This window comes from Streptomyces sp. NPDC096323, from assembly GCF_040302845.1.
Classification (GTDB): Bacteria; Actinomycetota; Actinomycetes; order Streptomycetales; family Streptomycetaceae; genus Streptomyces.
This window is the reverse complement of the sequence record NZ_JBEOSI010000005.1, coordinates 38020-53560: the sequence shown is the minus strand read 5'-3', so window position 1 is coordinate 53560 and position 15541 is coordinate 38020. Positions and strand designations below refer to the sequence as shown.

Below are 15541 nucleotides of genomic sequence, written 5' to 3'. Positions count from 1 at the left end.
CTCATCCGACTCGTCCGCCGGCAGGCATTACCAGGGCACGACGCCGGCGTCTTCGAAGAACTGACCGGTCGGGCCGTCGTCGGGCAGCGTCGCGAGCTTGATGGCGATCGCCGCGCCCTGCTCCGGGGTGCGCACGCCGCGGAAGCCGTTGAGGTCGGTCGCGACGTAGCCGGGGCAGCCGGCGTTGATCAGGATGTCCGTGCCGCTCAGCTCCCGGGCGTACTGGAGGGTGACGGCGTTCAGGAACGTCTTCGACGGCGCGTACGCCACGGCCACCGGACCCGCCGTCTCCTCGGCGGCGGCCCCTGACTGCCGGGTGAGGGAGCCGACGCTGCTGGACATGTTCACGATCCGGGGCGAGGAGGAGCGGCGGAGCAGCGGCAGCATCGCATTGGTGACGCGGATGACGCCGATCACGTTGGTCTCCACGACGGTCCGGATGGTGGCGGGATCGACCCGGGTGGGCTCCTGCGGCATGCCGCCCGTGATGGCGGCGTTGTTGACGAGCACGTCGAGGCGCCCTGTCCGCTCCTCGATCAGCCGTGCGGCGGCGGTCGCGCTCGCGTCGTCGGTCACGTCCAGCGGTACGCCGAACGCGTCGACGCCGGCCGCGCGCAGTGCCTCCACCGCGGCCTTGCGGCGTTGATCATCCCGGGCGCCGACTCCGACGCTCCAGCCGAGGGCGCCCAGGCCTGCGGCGATCTCGTAGCCGATTCCCTTGTTCGCGCCGGTGACCAGCGCAGTTGTTCGTTCGCTCATGGGGACCATGCTGCGCTCGGACCCGGGCCGCGGTCCAAGACCGATCGCGGGGGGAGCGATACCGTCAGGGTATGGATCCGGCATCCGGAGTAGCGTGACCGCATGGAGACCCGGGAACTGCGGTATTTCGTCGCTGTCGCCGAAGAGCTGCACTTCGGGCGCGCCGCCCAGCGGCTCGGGATGGCGCAGCCGCCCCTGTCGCGGGCGATCCAGCAGCTCGAACGCCGCCTCGGGGCCGTACTGCTGGACCGGACCAGCCGCGCGGTCACGCTGACGGAGGCCGGCTCGGTGCTGTTGACCGAGGGCCGCGCCGCGCTCGACGCGGTCGACGCCGCCGAGCGCCGGACCCGCCGCGCCGCCCTGTCCATGACCGGACGTCCCGGCCTGGTCCTGGTCACCAAGGCCAGCGCGTCCAGAGAACTGCTGGCCGGACTGCTCGACGCGTACGCCGCCGAACCCGGCGCGGTCCCCGTCGACGTCATCCTGTGCGGTCCGGCCGAGCAGGAACGATTCCTGCGCGAGGGGCGGGCCGACGTCGCGCTGCTGCACCGGCCGTTCGACTCGACGTCCGGGTTCCACACCGAAGAGCTCAGCACGGAGGGCCAGGTCGCGGTCCTGCCGGCCGGGCATCCGCTCACCGCCCGGGCCGATGTGCGCATGGCCGACGTCACCGCGCTGCCGGGCCTGCCCCTGCCACGCTGGCCCGCCCCCGACGGCACCTACCCGCCCGGCCCCGGTCCGCAGGTCCGCGACCACGCGCAGCTGTTGCAGCTCGTCGCGCTCGGCCGGGCCTGCGCGGTCTCACCCGAGTCGTGCCGCGCCCAACTGCCCGCCGACCTCGCCGCCGTGCCCGTGCTGGACGCCCCGGCGGTCACGACCGTGATCGCCTGGCCACCGCACAGCCGGTCCAGAGCCGTCGCCGACCTCGTCCGCACCGCGACACGTCTCCAGGAGGGCCATCAGCTCGGCCGGGTGCCGCCGCCGGCCCGCTGAGGCACCCGACCGGACCGGGCACAGGATGTCGGGTGGGGCACGGTGGTCCCTTCCTAGCGTGGTGGGTGAAAGGGAAGGAGGCCCGGGGTGCTGGAACGGCTGAACGAGGCCATGGACCACATCGAGCGCCGTCTCGACGACCGCATCGATGTCGCCGAGCTGGCCAGGACCGCCCTGACGTCGGAGTACCACCTGCGGCGCATGTTCTCCGCGCTCGCCGGGATGCCGCTGTCGGAGTACATCCGGCGCAGGCGGCTCACGGTCGCCGGTGCCGAGGTGCTGGCCGGTGAGCGGACGCTGCTCGATGTCGCGGTGCGGTACGGCTACGCCTCGGGCGAGGCGTTCGCCCGTGCGTTCCGGGCGGTGCACGGCATCGGTCCGGGTGAGGCCAGGCGTACGGGGGCCGCGCTGCGGTCCCAGCCCCGGATGTCCTTCCGCCTCGTCGTCGAAGGGACCAGCAGCATGCGATACCGGATCGTGGAGAAGGAGACGTTCTGTGTGGTGGGGAGGAAGGCGCGCGTTCCGCTGGTGCACGAGGGGATGAACCCGGCCATCGTCGCGTTCGTCCGGAGCATCGACAAGGAGACCGTGGAGCGCATCAAGAGCCTCTGTGACCAGGAGCCGGAGGGGATCGTCCAGGTCAGTGACGACCTCGCCGAAAGCCGGGCCGAGGGGACCGAACTGGACTACTACCACGGGGTGGTGAGTTCGTTGCCCGTTCCGGACGACATGGACGCGCTTCCCGTGGCGGCGGGCACCTGGGCCGTCTTCGAGAGTTCCGGGGCCTTTCCGCAAGCGCTCCAGTACCTGTGGCGCGACGTGTTCACCGAGTGGTTCCCGTCCAACCCGTACCGCAGCCGGCCGGGGCCCGAGATCCTGCGTACCCGGCTCTCGCCCGACGGGGCGCAGGCGGAGGCGCAGTTGTGGATCCCGGTGGAGCGGACCGGGGACTGACGGGCGCTCGTCCGCCAGGGACCGCGCTGTCCCCCGTGCGAGCTACGCGCAGGTGTCCACTGAGCGGTGACGACTCGGGGGCGCCGGATCCGTAGCGTCGGAGCGTAGCCGCGGGGAGACCCCTGCGGGCCCGGCAGAGGAGTGCGCATGAGAGTCGTATGGCAGTTGGTGGCCGTCGTGGCGGTGTGGATGATCGGTGGTCAGTGCGTGGCCGCCGTGGACGGGAATCCGTGGCTCACGCTGGCTCTCGGCCTGCTGACCGCGGTGCTCGCCGTGGCGGCCTACCGGTGGGTGGTGGGGCGCACCGAGCACCGCCCGGTCACCGAACTGGCCAGGGAGGGCGCGAGGGTGTCCGCCGGACGCGGGGTGCTGATCGGCGTGGCGCTGTTCGGGGCCGTCATCCTGAGCATCGCCGCCTCAGGTCAGTACCACGTCAACGGCATCGGCTCGGTCACCGGCGCGGTGGGGCTGATCGGCTTCATGGCGGCCGCCGCGGTCACGGAGGAACTGCTGTTCCGTGGGGTCCTGTTCAGGGTCATCGAGGAACGCGGCGGCACCTGGATCGCGCTGACGCTGACCGGCACCGTGTTCGGCCTCATGCACCTGCTGAACCCGAATGCCAGCCTCTGGGGCGCCATCGCCATCGCCATCGAGGCCGGTGGCATGCTCGGCGCCGCGTACGCGGCCACCCGCACGCTGTGGCTGCCCATCGGCGTGCACCTCGGCTGGAACTTCGCCGCGTCCGGCATCTTCAGCACCGAGGTCTCGGGCAACGACACCCCGCAGGGGCTCCTCGACTCCGCGACCTCCGGCTCGCACCTGCTGACCGGCGGCGACTTCGGGCCGGAGGGCAGCCTGTACGCGGTGCTGTTCGGGGCGATGCTGACGACGGCGTTCATGTGGCTGGCCCATCGGCGCGGTCACGTGGTGCCCCGGCGCAGCCGGCGCGTCGCCGAGGCAGGGACCGCCACTAGAGTTCCCCGGTGACCAGACTTCGGAGTCTTCCGGAACAGTGGCACCGGCTGGACGTCACGGTGCGCGATCTCCCCCTCGGGCTGCTGCTCCTCGCCATGTCGCTCCTGCCCGCGCTCCACAACCGCGGTACGGAGATCGGCGGTCTGCCGGCCCATACCCTCGACGCGCTCGGGGTGGTGGTCGTCTGCCTCCAGAGCCTCCCGCTCGCCGTGCGCCGGCGGTGGCCGGCGGCCGCTCTCGCCCTCGTGGCGCTCGGCTTCGCCGTGGACCAGCTGAGCGGATACCACCTGATCGCGGGCACCGCGCTGCCCATCGTCCTGCTGAGCGCGGGATCGCATCTGGAGCGGCACCGGCGCGCTACCGTGCTCGCCCTCTCCGGGGCGTATGCCGCGCTGGCGGTCGCGCTCTCCCGGACGGGGCCCGGTGAGAGCGTGGCCGGCTACGCGGCCTTCTACTCGGCCCTGGCCCTCGCCTGGGGCGCCGGGTCGTGGCTGCGCCACACACGCGCCCTGGAGGCCGAACGCCGCCGCCGGGTCGCCGAGGACGCCCGCCTCGCCGAACGCACCCGCATCGCCCGCGAGCTCCACGACGTGGTGACCCACCATGTGACGGCGATGGTCGTCCAGACCGAGGCGGCCCGCTATCTGACCGCCGCACCCGACCGGCTCGACCAGACCCTGGCCACGGTCACCGACACCGGCCGGCGGGCCATCACCGACCTCCGGCACCTGCTCGACCTGCTCGACCCCGGCCATGGCCCCGAGGCCAGGACGCCGACCGTCGGCCGGATCCGTACCCTCGTGGAACAGACCCGCCGGTCCGGGCAGGCGGTCGAGTTCACCGAGCAGGGCACCCCAGCGGCCTCGACCGGCAGCGCGGACCTCGTGGCCTACCGGGTCGTCCAGGAAGCCCTGACGAACGCCCTCAAGTACGCCCGGGGCAGCACCACTTCGGTGCAGGTGCAGCACAGCGAAAGAGAGATCACCGTGGAGGTCAGCACGGATGGCTCCGGCTCACGGGCCCGGGTCCCCGGCGGGAGCGGGCGGGGCCTGGTGGGGCTTCGCGAGCGCGTCGACGTCCTGGGCGGCGACTTCAGCGCGGACCCCCGCGCGGACGGCGGCTTCGTCGTCCGGGCGCGCATACCCGCGGGGAGCCCCTCGTGACCGCGCCCGTCCGGGTCCTCGTCTGCGACGACCAGATCCTGGTCCGCACCGGCCTGGCCACCATCATCGGCGCCCAGCCCGACATGGAGGTGGCGGGCGAGTGCGGGGACGGGCGGACCGCGGTCGACCTGGCCCGCCGCCTGCGCCCGGACGTCGTCGTGATGGACATCCGCATGCCGGTGCTCGACGGCATCGAAGCCACCCGCCTGCTGGCCGGCGCCGGGGTGGCGCATCCCGTCAAGGTGCTCGTGGTGACCACGTTCAACCTGGACGAGTACGTGTACGAGGCGCTGCGCGCCGGCGCGAGCGGGTTTCTGTTGAAGGACGCGCCGCCCTCCCAGCTGTTGCACGCGATCCGGACCGTGCAGACGGGCCAGGCGCTGCTGGACCCCGAGGTGACCCGCCGCCTGGTGGGCCGGTACGCCGCCCGGATCCGGCCCACCGGAGGCCCCCCGGAGGACCTGCCGCTGACCCCGCGCGAACTGGAGGTCCTGCGCCTCATCGCGGACGGCTTCTCCAACAGCGAGATCGCCGTGACCCTGCTGATCAGCCCGGAGACCGTCAAGACGTTCGTGTCACGCATCCTCGCCAAACTCGGACTCCGTGATCGGGTCCAGGCGGTCGTCTACGCCTACCGGCAGGGCCTGGTGACCTGAATTCGCCCCTTGTGGCGTTCCCCCCAGTGCGCCAACATGCGCATGTCAAACCGGAAGAACTCCGGTCGCAGAGGCTTCCCATGCTCTGCGCAGGTCACGTGAGGGGACCCCCACATGCAAAAGCCTCTCGTCGGCGCGCTCTTCGCGGTGCTGCTCCTCGGAGCCGGCACCGCTCCCGCGGCAGCGGTCACAAGCCACGACGCGACAGCGCCCAGCACGGTCAAGGTATCGGCATCGGCCTCGGCAGCAGCATCCGCGGGCCGCGCCGCATCGGATGCGGCGTCATCCGGCCCGGCGGCCGCGCAGATCAAGCCCCAGGCCATCGGCTTCGCCGGGACGGTGGCGCTCAGCAACTGTTCGGGATCGGTCGTCCGCACGCCCGCCTCCCAGCCGGGCGACCCCGCGCTGGTGCTCTCCAACGGCCACTGCATGGAGTCCGGATTCCCCGGCCCGGGCGAGGTCGTGTTCAACCAGCGGTCCACCCGCAGCTTCACGCTGCTGAGCGCCTCGGGCAGCGGTGTCGGCACCGTCCGGGCGAGCAAGATCGCGTACGGCACGATGACGGACACCGACATATCGGTGTACCAGCTCACCTCCACGTACGCCCAGATCGAGAGCCGTTACGGCATCAAGGCGCTGGAGCTCAACACCACGCACCCGGTGCAGGGCACCGCGATCACCGTCGTGTCCGGGTACTGGAAGCGCACGTACAGCTGCAACATCGACGGGTTCGTCTACCGCCTCAAGGAGGGCGAGTGGACCTGGAAGGACTCGGTCCGCTACACCTCCGCCTGCCAGACCATCGGCGGTACGTCCGGCTCGCCGGTGATCGACAACGCCACCGGCAAGGTCGTCGCCGTCAACAACACCGGTAACGAGGACGGACAGCGGTGCACGGACAACAATCCGTGCGAGGTCGACCAGAACGGGCAGGTGACGGTCCGCGAGGGCATCAACTACGCCCAGGAGACGTACGGGATCGCGGCGTGCATCGGCGCCGGCAACGTCTTCGACCTCAGCCGTGCGGGGTGTGCGCTGCCCAAGCCGTGACGGGGTGATGGGGCGGGGCGGGGCCTGACACGCATGGGCCCGCCCCGCCCGCTTCCCGGTCACAGCCTGCGCCACCGGGCGTTCGCGCAGGAGAAGAGGCCGAAGGCGACGAGTCCGGCCGCGATCAGGGCCAGCAGCCATGGGCCGGCCGGAGTCGTGCTGAAGGAGCGCAGGGTGTCGTCCATCCCCTTGGCCTCGCCGGAGCGGGCCTTCGCCGCGGCGGCGACGGCGAATCCGCCCGCCACCGCGAAGACGAGTCCGCGCGCGACGCCGCCGAAGACACCGGTGATGTCCACCGTCCGCCGCGCGGCGGGTGACATGGCGCCGAGACGCAGATGCTTGTGGAACTTCCGCAGGGCGGCCCGGCCCGCGATCCACAGACCGGCACCCGCGATGACCGCGCCGCCCGCCGCCACCAGCCAGCGGCCGCCCGGCATGCCGAGCACCTCCGCGGTGACGTCCTTCGACTGCGTGTCGCCGGAACCGCTGCCGCTGCCCCGGTCGCCCGCGGCGAACAGCAGGACCGAGTACGCGACGAAGGCGTAGAAGACCGCCCGTCCCGCCGAGGCCAGGCGCTTGGACGCCTTGTGCCCGTCCGGGCCGGCGGCCCCGAACGCCGCCTCCGACAGCCGCCACAGGACCATGCCCACCAGGGCGGCGCCCAGGACCCACAGCAGGACGGAACCGAAGGGCTTCTGCGCGATCTCCGCGAGCGCCCCGCCCCGGTCCGCCTGCTTGCCCTTCTGGTCTCCGCCGGCTCCACCTCCGCCGCTGTCGAACGCGATGCGCAGTGCGAGAACGCCGACGAGGAAATAGATCACTCCACGGGCCACGAAGCCCGCCCGGCCGCCGGCCTCGACCGCCCGGCTGTTTCCCGCCCGTCTCGCCTGTCCCCGGCCCCTGCGGGCTGTCGCAGCAATATCCATTGCTCCCGGCTGCCCGGGAACGGCTGCGGAAAACTCCCGCGCCCCTACCGCCGCCCCGTGGACCGCACCGACCGGCCCGCCAGGACCTGCGTCCGCTTGCCGTCCTCGATGACGAAGCGGCCGTCGATCAGCACGTGCGGGATGCCGGCCGGAAGGGTGCGGGGCGCGTCGAACGTCGAGCCCGCCGCCACCGTCGCCGGGTCGAAGAGCACCAGGTCGGCGCGGTAGCCCTCGCGCACGTACCCGCGGTCCGGCAGCCGCAGGCGGGCCGCCGGGCGGGAGGTGAGATGGGCGACGCACTCCTCCAGCGAGAGGACACCCAACTCCCGTGCGTACCGGCCGAGATAGTGCGGGAACGTGCCGTACGCCCGGGGGTGCGGCTTGTCGCCCTGGAGGATGCCGTCGCTGCCGCCGGTGTGGACGCGGTGGCGCATGATCTGCCGGACGTTCTCCTCGTGGCCCACGTGCTGGAGGATCGTCGTCCCGAGCCCGTCGTCCATGAGCAGCCGCCGCGCGGTCACCCAGGGCTCCTCGCCCCGCAGGCGCGCGGACTCGGCGACCGTACGCCCGACGTGGGCGGCGAGGGCCGGGGTGCTGACGCCGGAGATCTCGATGGTGCCCCACTCGATCGGCACCCCGTGGCAGCCGTCCGACCCCACGACCTCCAGGTCGTGGCGGATCCGCGCCGCCGTCCCGTCGTCGGCCAGGCGCGCCAGGACCGACCCGGGCCCGCCCTCGCTCGCCCAGCTCGGCAGCATCGCGACCAGGGTGGTGCAGCCCGGGGTGTACGGGTAGGTGTCGAGGGAGATGTCGGCGCCCGCGTCGAGCGCCTGGTCGAGGAGGGCCAGGAGCTCCGGGGCACGGCCCTCGTTCACACCGAAGTTCATGGTGGCATGGGCGAGATGGAGGGCGCAGCCCGCGCCGCGGGTGAGCCGCACCATCTCCTCGTACGCCTCCAGGGCCCCGGCTCCGTACGAGCGGTGGTGCGGGCAGTAGTAGCCGCCGTGTTCGGCCACCACCCGGCACAGAGCGGTGAGTTCGGCGTCGGCCGCGTACATGCCGGGGGTGTAGGTGAGTCCGGAGGACATGCCGACGGCGCCCTCGGCCATGGACTGCGCGACCAGTTGCTTCATCCGGGTGAGCTCGGCGTCGGTGGCGGGCCGGTCGTCCCAGCCGACCGCGTACATGCGGACGGTGCCCTGCGGGATCAGATAGGCGGCGTTCACCGCGATGCCCTGGCCGTCGAAGTTGCGGTCGAGCCGGTCGAGGTACTCGCCGACGGTGCGCCAGTCGAAGTCGATGTCGCTCCCGTCGCCGTTCCACCCGGTGATGGCGCGGCGGACCTCGGCGAGGGTGCGGTCGTCGGCGGGTGCGTACGACAGCCCGTCCTGGCCGAGTACTTCGAGGGTGACGCCCTGCGCCGCCTTCGCGCTGTGGTCGGGGTCGCGGAGCAGAGCGAGGTCGCTGTGGGCGTGCATGTCGATGAAGCCGGGCGAGAGCGCGAGTCCGGCGGCGTCCAGGGTGCGGGTGGCACTGGGGCGGGGCCCGGGGGAGTCCTGGCGGTGGATCTCCGCGACGCGCCCGTCGGCGAGGGCCACGTCGGCGCGGTAGGAGAGGGTGGCGGTGCCGTCGATGACGCGGGCGTCGCGGATGACCAGGTCCATGAGTGCTGTGCCTTTCGGGGGCCGCCGGGCTCGGCGGCCGGGATCAGAAGAACGTACGGATGTAGTCCGCGACCGTGCCGTCCGCCTCGACCAGCGGAATCAGCTGCCACTTGTCGAAGCTCGTGCAGGGGTGCGAGAGCCCCATCCCCACCCAGTCCCCGACCTCCAGTTCGGCCCCTTCGTCCGTGCGCACCCAGGCGTGCTGGTCCGACAGGCCGGTGATCTCGATCCCCGACGCCGCCCGCACCGAGCCGTCGCGCCCGGACCGCACGACCTGCGCCTGGGGGAGGTCGAGGTCGTAGGCCGCGTCCCGCTTGCCCGCGTTCAGGAACGCCTGCTCGGCTGTCGGACGCGACACGACCTGGGCCCAGAGCCGGAAAGCGGGCTGCAGCGCGCCCTCTTCGGGGACCCGGTTGAAGGGGGTGAGGTGGCGGTAGTGCCCGTCGTCGTGCGAGACGTACGCGCCGGAGCGCAGCAACTTCAGTACGGGGGAGGAGAGCTCCGGGATCTCCGCGAACACGTCCGCGACCGCGTCGAACCACGCGCTGCCGCCCGCGCTGATCACGATCCGCTCGCCGGAACCCAGTGCGGCGAACCGCCCCGCCGCGTCGAAGTCGGCTGCCAGGCCCACGAGTCGGCGCAGCCACTGCCGTACCCGCTCGCCGGTCGCGTCCGGCACCTCGCCCTCGTAACCGGCCACGCCCACCAGGCGCAGCGTCCCGGCGGCGGCGACCGCGTCGGCGACGGAGACGCAGTCGGCCTCGGTGCGCACGCCCGTGCGGGCGCCCTCGCCCGCGCCGAGTTCCACGACGACGTCGACGGGTCGGGAGGCGCCCGCAGCGCGCAGGGCCTCGTCCATCAGCTCGACGCCGCGCACCGAGTCGACGTAACAGACGAACCGGAAGTCCGGGTCGGCGTCCAGCTCGCCCGCGAGCCAGGTCAGCGCGACGGCGTCGACGAGCTCGTTGGCGAGGAAGATCCGCTGCACCCCGAACGCCCGGTAGACGCGCGCCTGGTGCGGGACCGCCGCGGTGATCCCCCACGCGCCGTGCTCCAGCTGGCGGGCGAACAGCTGCGGGGACATCGAGGTCTTGCCGTGCGGGGCGAAGGCGAGGCCGTGGCGCTGTGCGTACGTCTCCAGGAGGGCGAGGTTGTGCGCGACGGACTCGGCCGACAGGGCGAGCACCGGGGTGGTGAACCCGCCGGTGAAGAGGTTGCGCCGCTCGGCGGCCAGCTCGCCGACGGTCAGGCCGGCCGCGTCGGGCGGGAGCGCCTTGAACCGGTGGTCGACGCGCTCGTCGGTGAGACTGGCGAGCCCGGTGAGACCGGAGGGTCCGGGGGCGGGGCGTTCGGCGGCCATGGGGGGGGTGCCTCCTCGGGCAGTGTTGCACCATATGCAACGGTCGTTGCGTATATTGCTCAAGGCTGTCTAACATCCGAGCCGACGCCCGGTCAATGACGGAACCCGGCGCTACCGCCCGCCCGACCCGAGGAGCCCGAGTGTCCGGAACCCCGGCCAGGACCGACGCCGAAGCGGCCATGGACGTCGTGTGCCTCGGTGAGTCCATGGTGACGTTCCTTCCCTCGCTGCCCGGGCGCCTCGCCGACGTACCGTCCTTCGGCCGCGGCATAGGCGGCGCCGAGTCCAACGTGGCCTGCGCCCTCGCCGCGGCCGGGCACCGCGCGGCCTGGGTGAGCCGGGTCGGGGCGGACGGCTTCGGCGACCACCTCGTCGAGGCGATCTCCGCGTACGGGGTCGACACCTCGGCCGTGCGGCGCGACCCCGCCCGGCCGACGGGGGTCTACTTCCGTACGGCGACGGACCGTGGCACCGATGTCCACGAGGTGGCGTACTACCGGGCCGGCTCCGCGGCCTCCGCGATGTCGCCCTCGACCGTTCCGTACGAGGCGCTGTTCGCGGGCCGGGTCCTGCACCTGTCCGGCATCACGGCGGCGCTGTCCGCCGGCTGTCTGGCCCTGCTGCACGAGCTGACCGCGCCGCGCCCGGGCCGCCCGCTGGTCTCGTTCGACGTCAACCACCGCCCGGGCCTGTGGCGCGCCGCCGACGCGTCGCCCCGCGTCCTGCTGGACCTGGCCCGCCGCGCGGACCTGGTCTTCGTAGGTGAGGACGAGGCGGAGGAGGCGTGGGGGATCGTGGGGGCGAAGGCCATCCGTGAGGCGCTGCCGGAACCGGCGGTGGTGGTCGTGAAGCGGGGCGCGGAGGGCGTGACGGTCTTCTCCGGACCGGGGCTCAGCCCCGGACCCCGCTCCTCGATCTCCCCCAGACTTCGTCCGGGGGGACCCCCAGAGGCTGAAGAGGTCACCCCGGCCGAAGCGGTCACCCCGACCGAAGAGGTCACCCCGGCTGAAGAGGTCACCCCCGTCCCCGCCCTCCGCGTGGACGTCGTCGCACCCGTCGGCGCAGGCGACGCCTTCGCCGCTGGGTTCCTCTCCGCCACCCTGCGCGGACTGCCCCTCCGCGACCGAGCCCGGCACGGGCACCTGATGGCCGCCGCCGTCCTCACCGTCCCCGGCGACCTCACCGACCCGCCCGCCCGCGACCTCGCCGACCGCCTCACCGCCCTCGACGACACCGCCTGGGGGAGACTGCGTCTCGGCCCCGGGTGGACGGGGGACGACACGGAGGTACGTACGACATGAGTCAGACCGTCGACCGGGCGCTCAGCATCCTGCCGCTGCTCGCCCAGGGGCCCGCCGACCTCGGGCGGGTCGCCGAGCGGCTCGGCGTCCACAAGTCCACCGCCCTGCGCCTGCTCCGTACGCTCCACGAGCACGGGCTCGTCTACCGCCAGGAGGACCAGCGCTACCGCCTCGGCGCCCGGCTCATCGCCCTCGCGCAGGAGGCCGTCGAGAACCTCGACGTACGGGAGATCGCCCACCCCCACCTCGTCGAGCTCAACGCGAACTGCGGACACACCGTGCACCTCGCCGTGTACGAGGAGAACGAGGTCCTCTACATCGACAAGGTCGAGAGCCGCTACCCGGTCCGGATGTACTCCCGCATCGGCAAGCCCGTCGCGATCACCGTCGCCGCCGTGGCCAAACTGCTGCTCGCCGACCTGTCCGAGGCCGAGCGGCGTGCGATCGCGGAGAAGCTCGACTACCCCACGTACACGTCCCGTTCGACCCCCGGCCCCGGCGCCTTCCTCAAGGAACTCGCCACCGTGCGTGAACAGGGATGGGCCACCGACCTCGGCGGCCACGAGGAGTCCATCAACTGCGTCGCCGCCCCCATCCGCGGGGCCGACGGGCGCGTCGTCGCCGCGATGTCGGTCTCCGCACCGAACGTGGTCGTGACGGCCGAGGAGCTCCTCACCCTGCTCCCCCTGGTCCGTCGCACCGCCGACACCATCAGCCGGGAGTACTCCGGCACCAACCCACCCAAGAAGGCCTGATCAGCGATGACCGACAGCACCGACAAGTCCGTGAAGACCGCCCTCACCCCGAGCACCCACACCACCCCGCCCGCGAAGTTCTCGCACGGCGTGCGGAAGGGCAACATCCTCCAGGTCGCCGGACAGGTCGGCTTCCTGCCCGCCGTGGAGGGCCGCGCGCCGACCCCGGCCGGTCCCACCCTGCGCGAGCAGACGCTCCAGACGTTCGCCAACGTCAAGGCGATCCTGGAGGAGGGCGGCGCGAGCTGGGACGACGTGATGATGATGCGCGTCTATCTCACGGACGTGGACCACTTCGCGGAGATGAACGAGATCTACAACACCTACTTCGGCGAGCAGAACCTCAAGGAGGCCCCCGCCGCCCGCACGACGGTCTACGTCGGCCTGCCCAAGGGCCTGCTCATCGAGATCGACGCCCTCGCGGTCCTCGGCTGAACCGGACCGGCACGGCGCCCAGCCGCACAACGGCGCCGTGCCACACGCCCGTTCAGGCGGCCGACGCGCAGATGATGCTGCGGCCCTTGTTCACCTGCCAGTACCAGAACCGCTGCCCGCTCCCGGACGGGCACGTCCAGTTCTGGCCCGCCACTGGAGCCCGGTAGAACCCCGTGATCCGCAGGATCGACTGGCCGGCCTCGGGCACGGTCGACGCGTTGCAGCGCCACACGACCGTCAGATCGGCGCTGGTGGCCCCTTCGACGTCCGCGGGGAAGCACTGGCCGACCTGGTACACCCGGTCGAGGCAGAGCGTCCGTTCGACGTCGTCGTCACCCCGTCGGCTCCACCAGGTGAAGCCCGCCCCGGTGTCGCAGGAACTGGAGCCCCCGGTCCGCGTGCTCACGCGGTTGACGTGCATGTACGCGTTCGAGGCGCTGCAGCTCACCCGGATCGGGCGACTGGCGCTCATCTCGTTGTGCCCGTCGTTGTAGACGTCGAGGCAGTCACCGGCGCGCACAGCGGCGAACGCCCGGTCCGTGGCGTCCGGGGTGGGAGTCGGAGTGGGCGTGGGCGTGGGCGTCGGATCGTCGTCCACGACGGCGTCGCCGGAAATGTCGTCGTCATCGCTGCTGTCGCTCCCGCTGTCCGTGTCCGTACTGGTGTCGAGGCCACCGTCCGACGATGTCGAGGCGGTGCTGCCGGAGGTGGTACCGCCCGAGATGGAGGAACTGCCGCTGCCGCCGCCCTCGCTCCCCGTCTTCTCCCAGGGCTGCCAGATCAGCAGCGCGATGACGACGGCCACGGTGAGCAGCCGGCCCAGCCCGGACCCCTTCCCCGACGAGCCGCCCCCGAGGGGTGTCGGGGCGGCCGGGGCGGTGCTGGGTGAGGACGCTTGCGCCCGGACGTCACGGGCGGCACGCTGCCGGGCCGCTTCCTGCTCCGCGGCCCGCCGCGCGGCCTCGCGCTGGGCCCGCACCCGTGCCGACCGCTCGGCCTCTTCCCTCGCCTCCCGCGCCGCGCGCTCCGCCTCGGCCCGCGCCCGCGCCGCGCTGTCCGCCCGGGCGCGTTCCTGATCGGCCCGCCGCTGCGCGCGCTCCTGCTCGGCGCGCGCGAGCTCCTGCGCCGCGCGCTCCCGCTCACGCCGGGCGCGCTGGGCCTCCAGACGCTGGGCCGCCTGCCGCTCCGCCTCCAGGCGGGCCGACTCGACACGTTCCTGCTCGGCGCGTTCCTGCTCGGCCTGCTCCGCGCGCTGCCGCTCGGCCAGTCCGGCGAGGGCCGCCATTTCCTGGCGCGCCCGGTCGCGGCGGGTCCGGTCTCGGGCCGCACGGGCCTCCCGCTCCGGCGGGTAGACGAGCGTCGGCGGCGGAGGCGGCACGACGCCGGTGCGCTGGGCGTCGCTGCGCTGGACGACGGTGGGGGCGGTCGGATGCGCCGCCGCCGGGTTCGGCGGCGGGCTCGACGGCTGGTTCGGCGTCGTCGGGTCCGTCGTGCTCGTCCCCCGGCCGTTCGCGAGTTCCAGTCCCTGCGTCGCGTACGCCCCGATCAGCGCCGTCCACCGCGGCGGCAGCCACCGGGTGCCGCTCTGGGACGCCGGAAGGCCTTCCTGGTCCCGGCGGAAGCGGGCCAGCAGGTCCGCGGGCTCCGGGCGCCGGCCCGGGTCGACGGACAGGCAGGGCCGGATCGTCGCGACGAGCTCCTTCGGCAGTCCGTCGAGGTCGAGTTCGCCGCGCTGGACGCGGGCCAGCAGCCGCAGGGTGTCGCCGTCGGCGGCGTAGGGCGGCCGGCCGGTGGCGAGCAGGAAGAGCGTGGCGCCCAGCGAGTAGACGTCGGACGCGGCGGTCGACTCCTCGCCGCGCGCCTGCTCGGGGGAGGTGAAGGCGATCGTGCCGAGGGTGAGCCCGGTGAGCGTGAGGTCACTGGCGTGCGAGATGCCGAAGTCGATGACCCGGGGCCCGTCCAGCGGCAGCAGCACGTTCTGCGGCTTCACATCGCGGTGGACGATGCCCACTCCATGCAGGGTGACCAGGGCCTCCGCGGTGCCGGCGGCTATCCACCGTACCGCCGACGCGGGTAACACCCCACTTGTGCGCACGAGTTCGGAGAGCGGGGGAGCGGCGATGTAGTCGATCGCCATCCACGGCCGCTCCGCGTCCGGGTCCGCGTCCCGGACCCGTGCCGTGTAGGCGCTCGCGACCCGTTGCGCGACCGACACCTCGCGTGCGAAGCGCCGCCGGTCGATGTCGCTGACGGTCCCCTCGGCCAGCAGCGTCTTCACGGCGACGAGACCACGTCCGCCGCCGTGGCCGCTGCGGGCGAGGTAGATCCGCCCCATGCCGCCGGACGCGAGCCGTCCGATCAGCCGGTACGGTCCGAGCGTCGCCGGATCGTCCCCACCCAGCGCCTGAACCCGGGCCCCGGCCATGTCACTCCCCCTGTCGCACCACCACCGCGCCCGACAACCGTGCCACGAGGCCGCCCGAACAGCCATCGAATGCGGCAACTCCCCGCACTCTGTTGCGCGTCCGGTACAGGCCGGGAGCGCCGGCC

At 72.9% G+C, this 15541-nt stretch carries 14 protein-coding genes; 9 read left to right on the top strand and 5 right to left on the bottom strand.

Annotation, left to right across the window (positions count from 1 at the left end):
• Positions 1-27: 27 nt before the first annotated feature.
• Positions 28-759 carry an SDR family NAD(P)-dependent oxidoreductase gene (locus tag ABTX18_RS14985; RefSeq protein ID WP_352123151.1) on the bottom strand — a complete coding sequence of 244 codons (732 nt, stop codon included), beginning with the start codon at positions 757-759 and terminating at the stop codon, positions 28-30.
• Positions 760-861: 102 nt separating this feature from the next.
• Here ABTX18_RS14985 and ABTX18_RS14980 point away from each other — a divergent pair, with 102 nt between their 5' ends.
• The 6 genes from ABTX18_RS14980 to ABTX18_RS14955 all read left to right on the top strand — a co-directional run bounded on the left by ABTX18_RS14980 (position 862) and on the right by ABTX18_RS14955 (position 6550).
• The gene (locus ABTX18_RS14980) at positions 862-1752 is read left to right on the top strand and encodes a LysR family transcriptional regulator (RefSeq protein ID WP_352123150.1); all 891 of its coding nucleotides are present in this window, start codon (positions 862-864) and stop codon (positions 1750-1752) included.
• Between the two features lie 87 nt (positions 1753-1839).
• Entirely contained in the window at positions 1840-2706 is an 867-nt protein-coding gene (locus ABTX18_RS14975; RefSeq protein ID WP_352123149.1) for an AraC family transcriptional regulator, read from the top strand.
• A 147-nt stretch (positions 2707-2853) separates the two neighbouring features.
• Entirely contained in the window at positions 2854-3693 is an 840-nt protein-coding gene (locus tag ABTX18_RS14970; RefSeq protein ID WP_352123148.1) for a CPBP family intramembrane glutamic endopeptidase, read from the top strand.
• On the top strand, positions 3690-4844 hold the full coding sequence (locus ABTX18_RS14965; protein ID WP_352123147.1) for a sensor histidine kinase: 1155 nt from the start codon (positions 3690-3692) through the stop codon (positions 4842-4844). Before ABTX18_RS14970 ends, ABTX18_RS14965 begins: the two co-directional genes overlap by 4 nt.
• Positions 4841-5500 carry a response regulator gene (locus tag ABTX18_RS14960; RefSeq protein ID WP_352123146.1) on the top strand — a complete coding sequence of 220 codons (660 nt, stop codon included), beginning with the start codon at positions 4841-4843 and terminating at the stop codon, positions 5498-5500. Before ABTX18_RS14965 ends, ABTX18_RS14960 begins: the two co-directional genes overlap by 4 nt.
• Positions 5501-5614: 114 nt before the next feature.
• The gene (locus tag ABTX18_RS14955) at positions 5615-6550 is read left to right on the top strand and encodes a S1 family peptidase (protein ID WP_352123145.1); all 936 of its coding nucleotides are present in this window, start codon (positions 5615-5617) and stop codon (positions 6548-6550) included.
• Between the two features lie 59 nt (positions 6551-6609).
• Here the strand turns inward: ABTX18_RS14955 and ABTX18_RS14950 are convergent, their stop codons facing one another.
• Genes ABTX18_RS14950 through ABTX18_RS14940 form a run of 3 tightly spaced genes read right to left on the bottom strand, consistent with a single transcriptional unit; the run spans position 6610 to position 10500 of the window.
• Positions 6610-7476 (bottom strand): DUF1206 domain-containing protein, encoded by an 867-nt coding sequence (locus tag ABTX18_RS14950; protein WP_352123144.1) that lies wholly within the window; start codon positions 7474-7476, stop codon positions 6610-6612.
• A 44-nt stretch (positions 7477-7520) separates the two neighbouring features.
• Positions 7521-9140: an N-acyl-D-amino-acid deacylase family protein gene (locus ABTX18_RS14945; RefSeq protein WP_352123143.1), complete on the bottom strand. Its 1620-nt coding sequence runs from the start codon at positions 9138-9140 to the stop codon at positions 7521-7523.
• Positions 9141-9183: 43 nt separating this feature from the next.
• The gene (locus ABTX18_RS14940) at positions 9184-10500 is read right to left on the bottom strand and encodes an amino acid deaminase (RefSeq protein ID WP_352123142.1); all 1317 of its coding nucleotides are present in this window, start codon (positions 10498-10500) and stop codon (positions 9184-9186) included.
• A 179-nt stretch (positions 10501-10679) separates the two neighbouring features.
• On the opposite strand from ABTX18_RS14940, the gene ABTX18_RS14935 reads away from it, so the two are divergent.
• The 3 genes from ABTX18_RS14935 to ABTX18_RS14925 are packed head-to-tail and all read left to right on the top strand — an operon-like array spanning position 10680 to position 12991.
• Positions 10680-11801 (top strand): sugar kinase, encoded by a 1122-nt coding sequence (locus tag ABTX18_RS14935; RefSeq protein WP_352123587.1) that lies wholly within the window; start codon positions 10680-10682, stop codon positions 11799-11801.
• Entirely contained in the window at positions 11798-12556 is a 759-nt protein-coding gene (locus ABTX18_RS14930) for an IclR family transcriptional regulator (protein WP_352123141.1), read from the top strand. Before ABTX18_RS14935 ends, ABTX18_RS14930 begins: the two co-directional genes overlap by 4 nt.
• A gap of 6 nt (positions 12557-12562) precedes the next feature.
• Positions 12563-12991 (top strand): RidA family protein, encoded by a 429-nt coding sequence (locus ABTX18_RS14925; RefSeq protein ID WP_352123140.1) that lies wholly within the window; start codon positions 12563-12565, stop codon positions 12989-12991.
• Positions 12992-13043: 52 nt separating this feature from the next.
• Here ABTX18_RS14925 and ABTX18_RS14920 read toward each other — a convergent pair whose 3' ends face one another.
• The gene (locus tag ABTX18_RS14920) at positions 13044-15416 is read right to left on the bottom strand and encodes a protein kinase domain-containing protein (protein ID WP_352123139.1); all 2373 of its coding nucleotides are present in this window, start codon (positions 15414-15416) and stop codon (positions 13044-13046) included.
• Positions 15417-15541 lie beyond the last annotated feature (125 nt).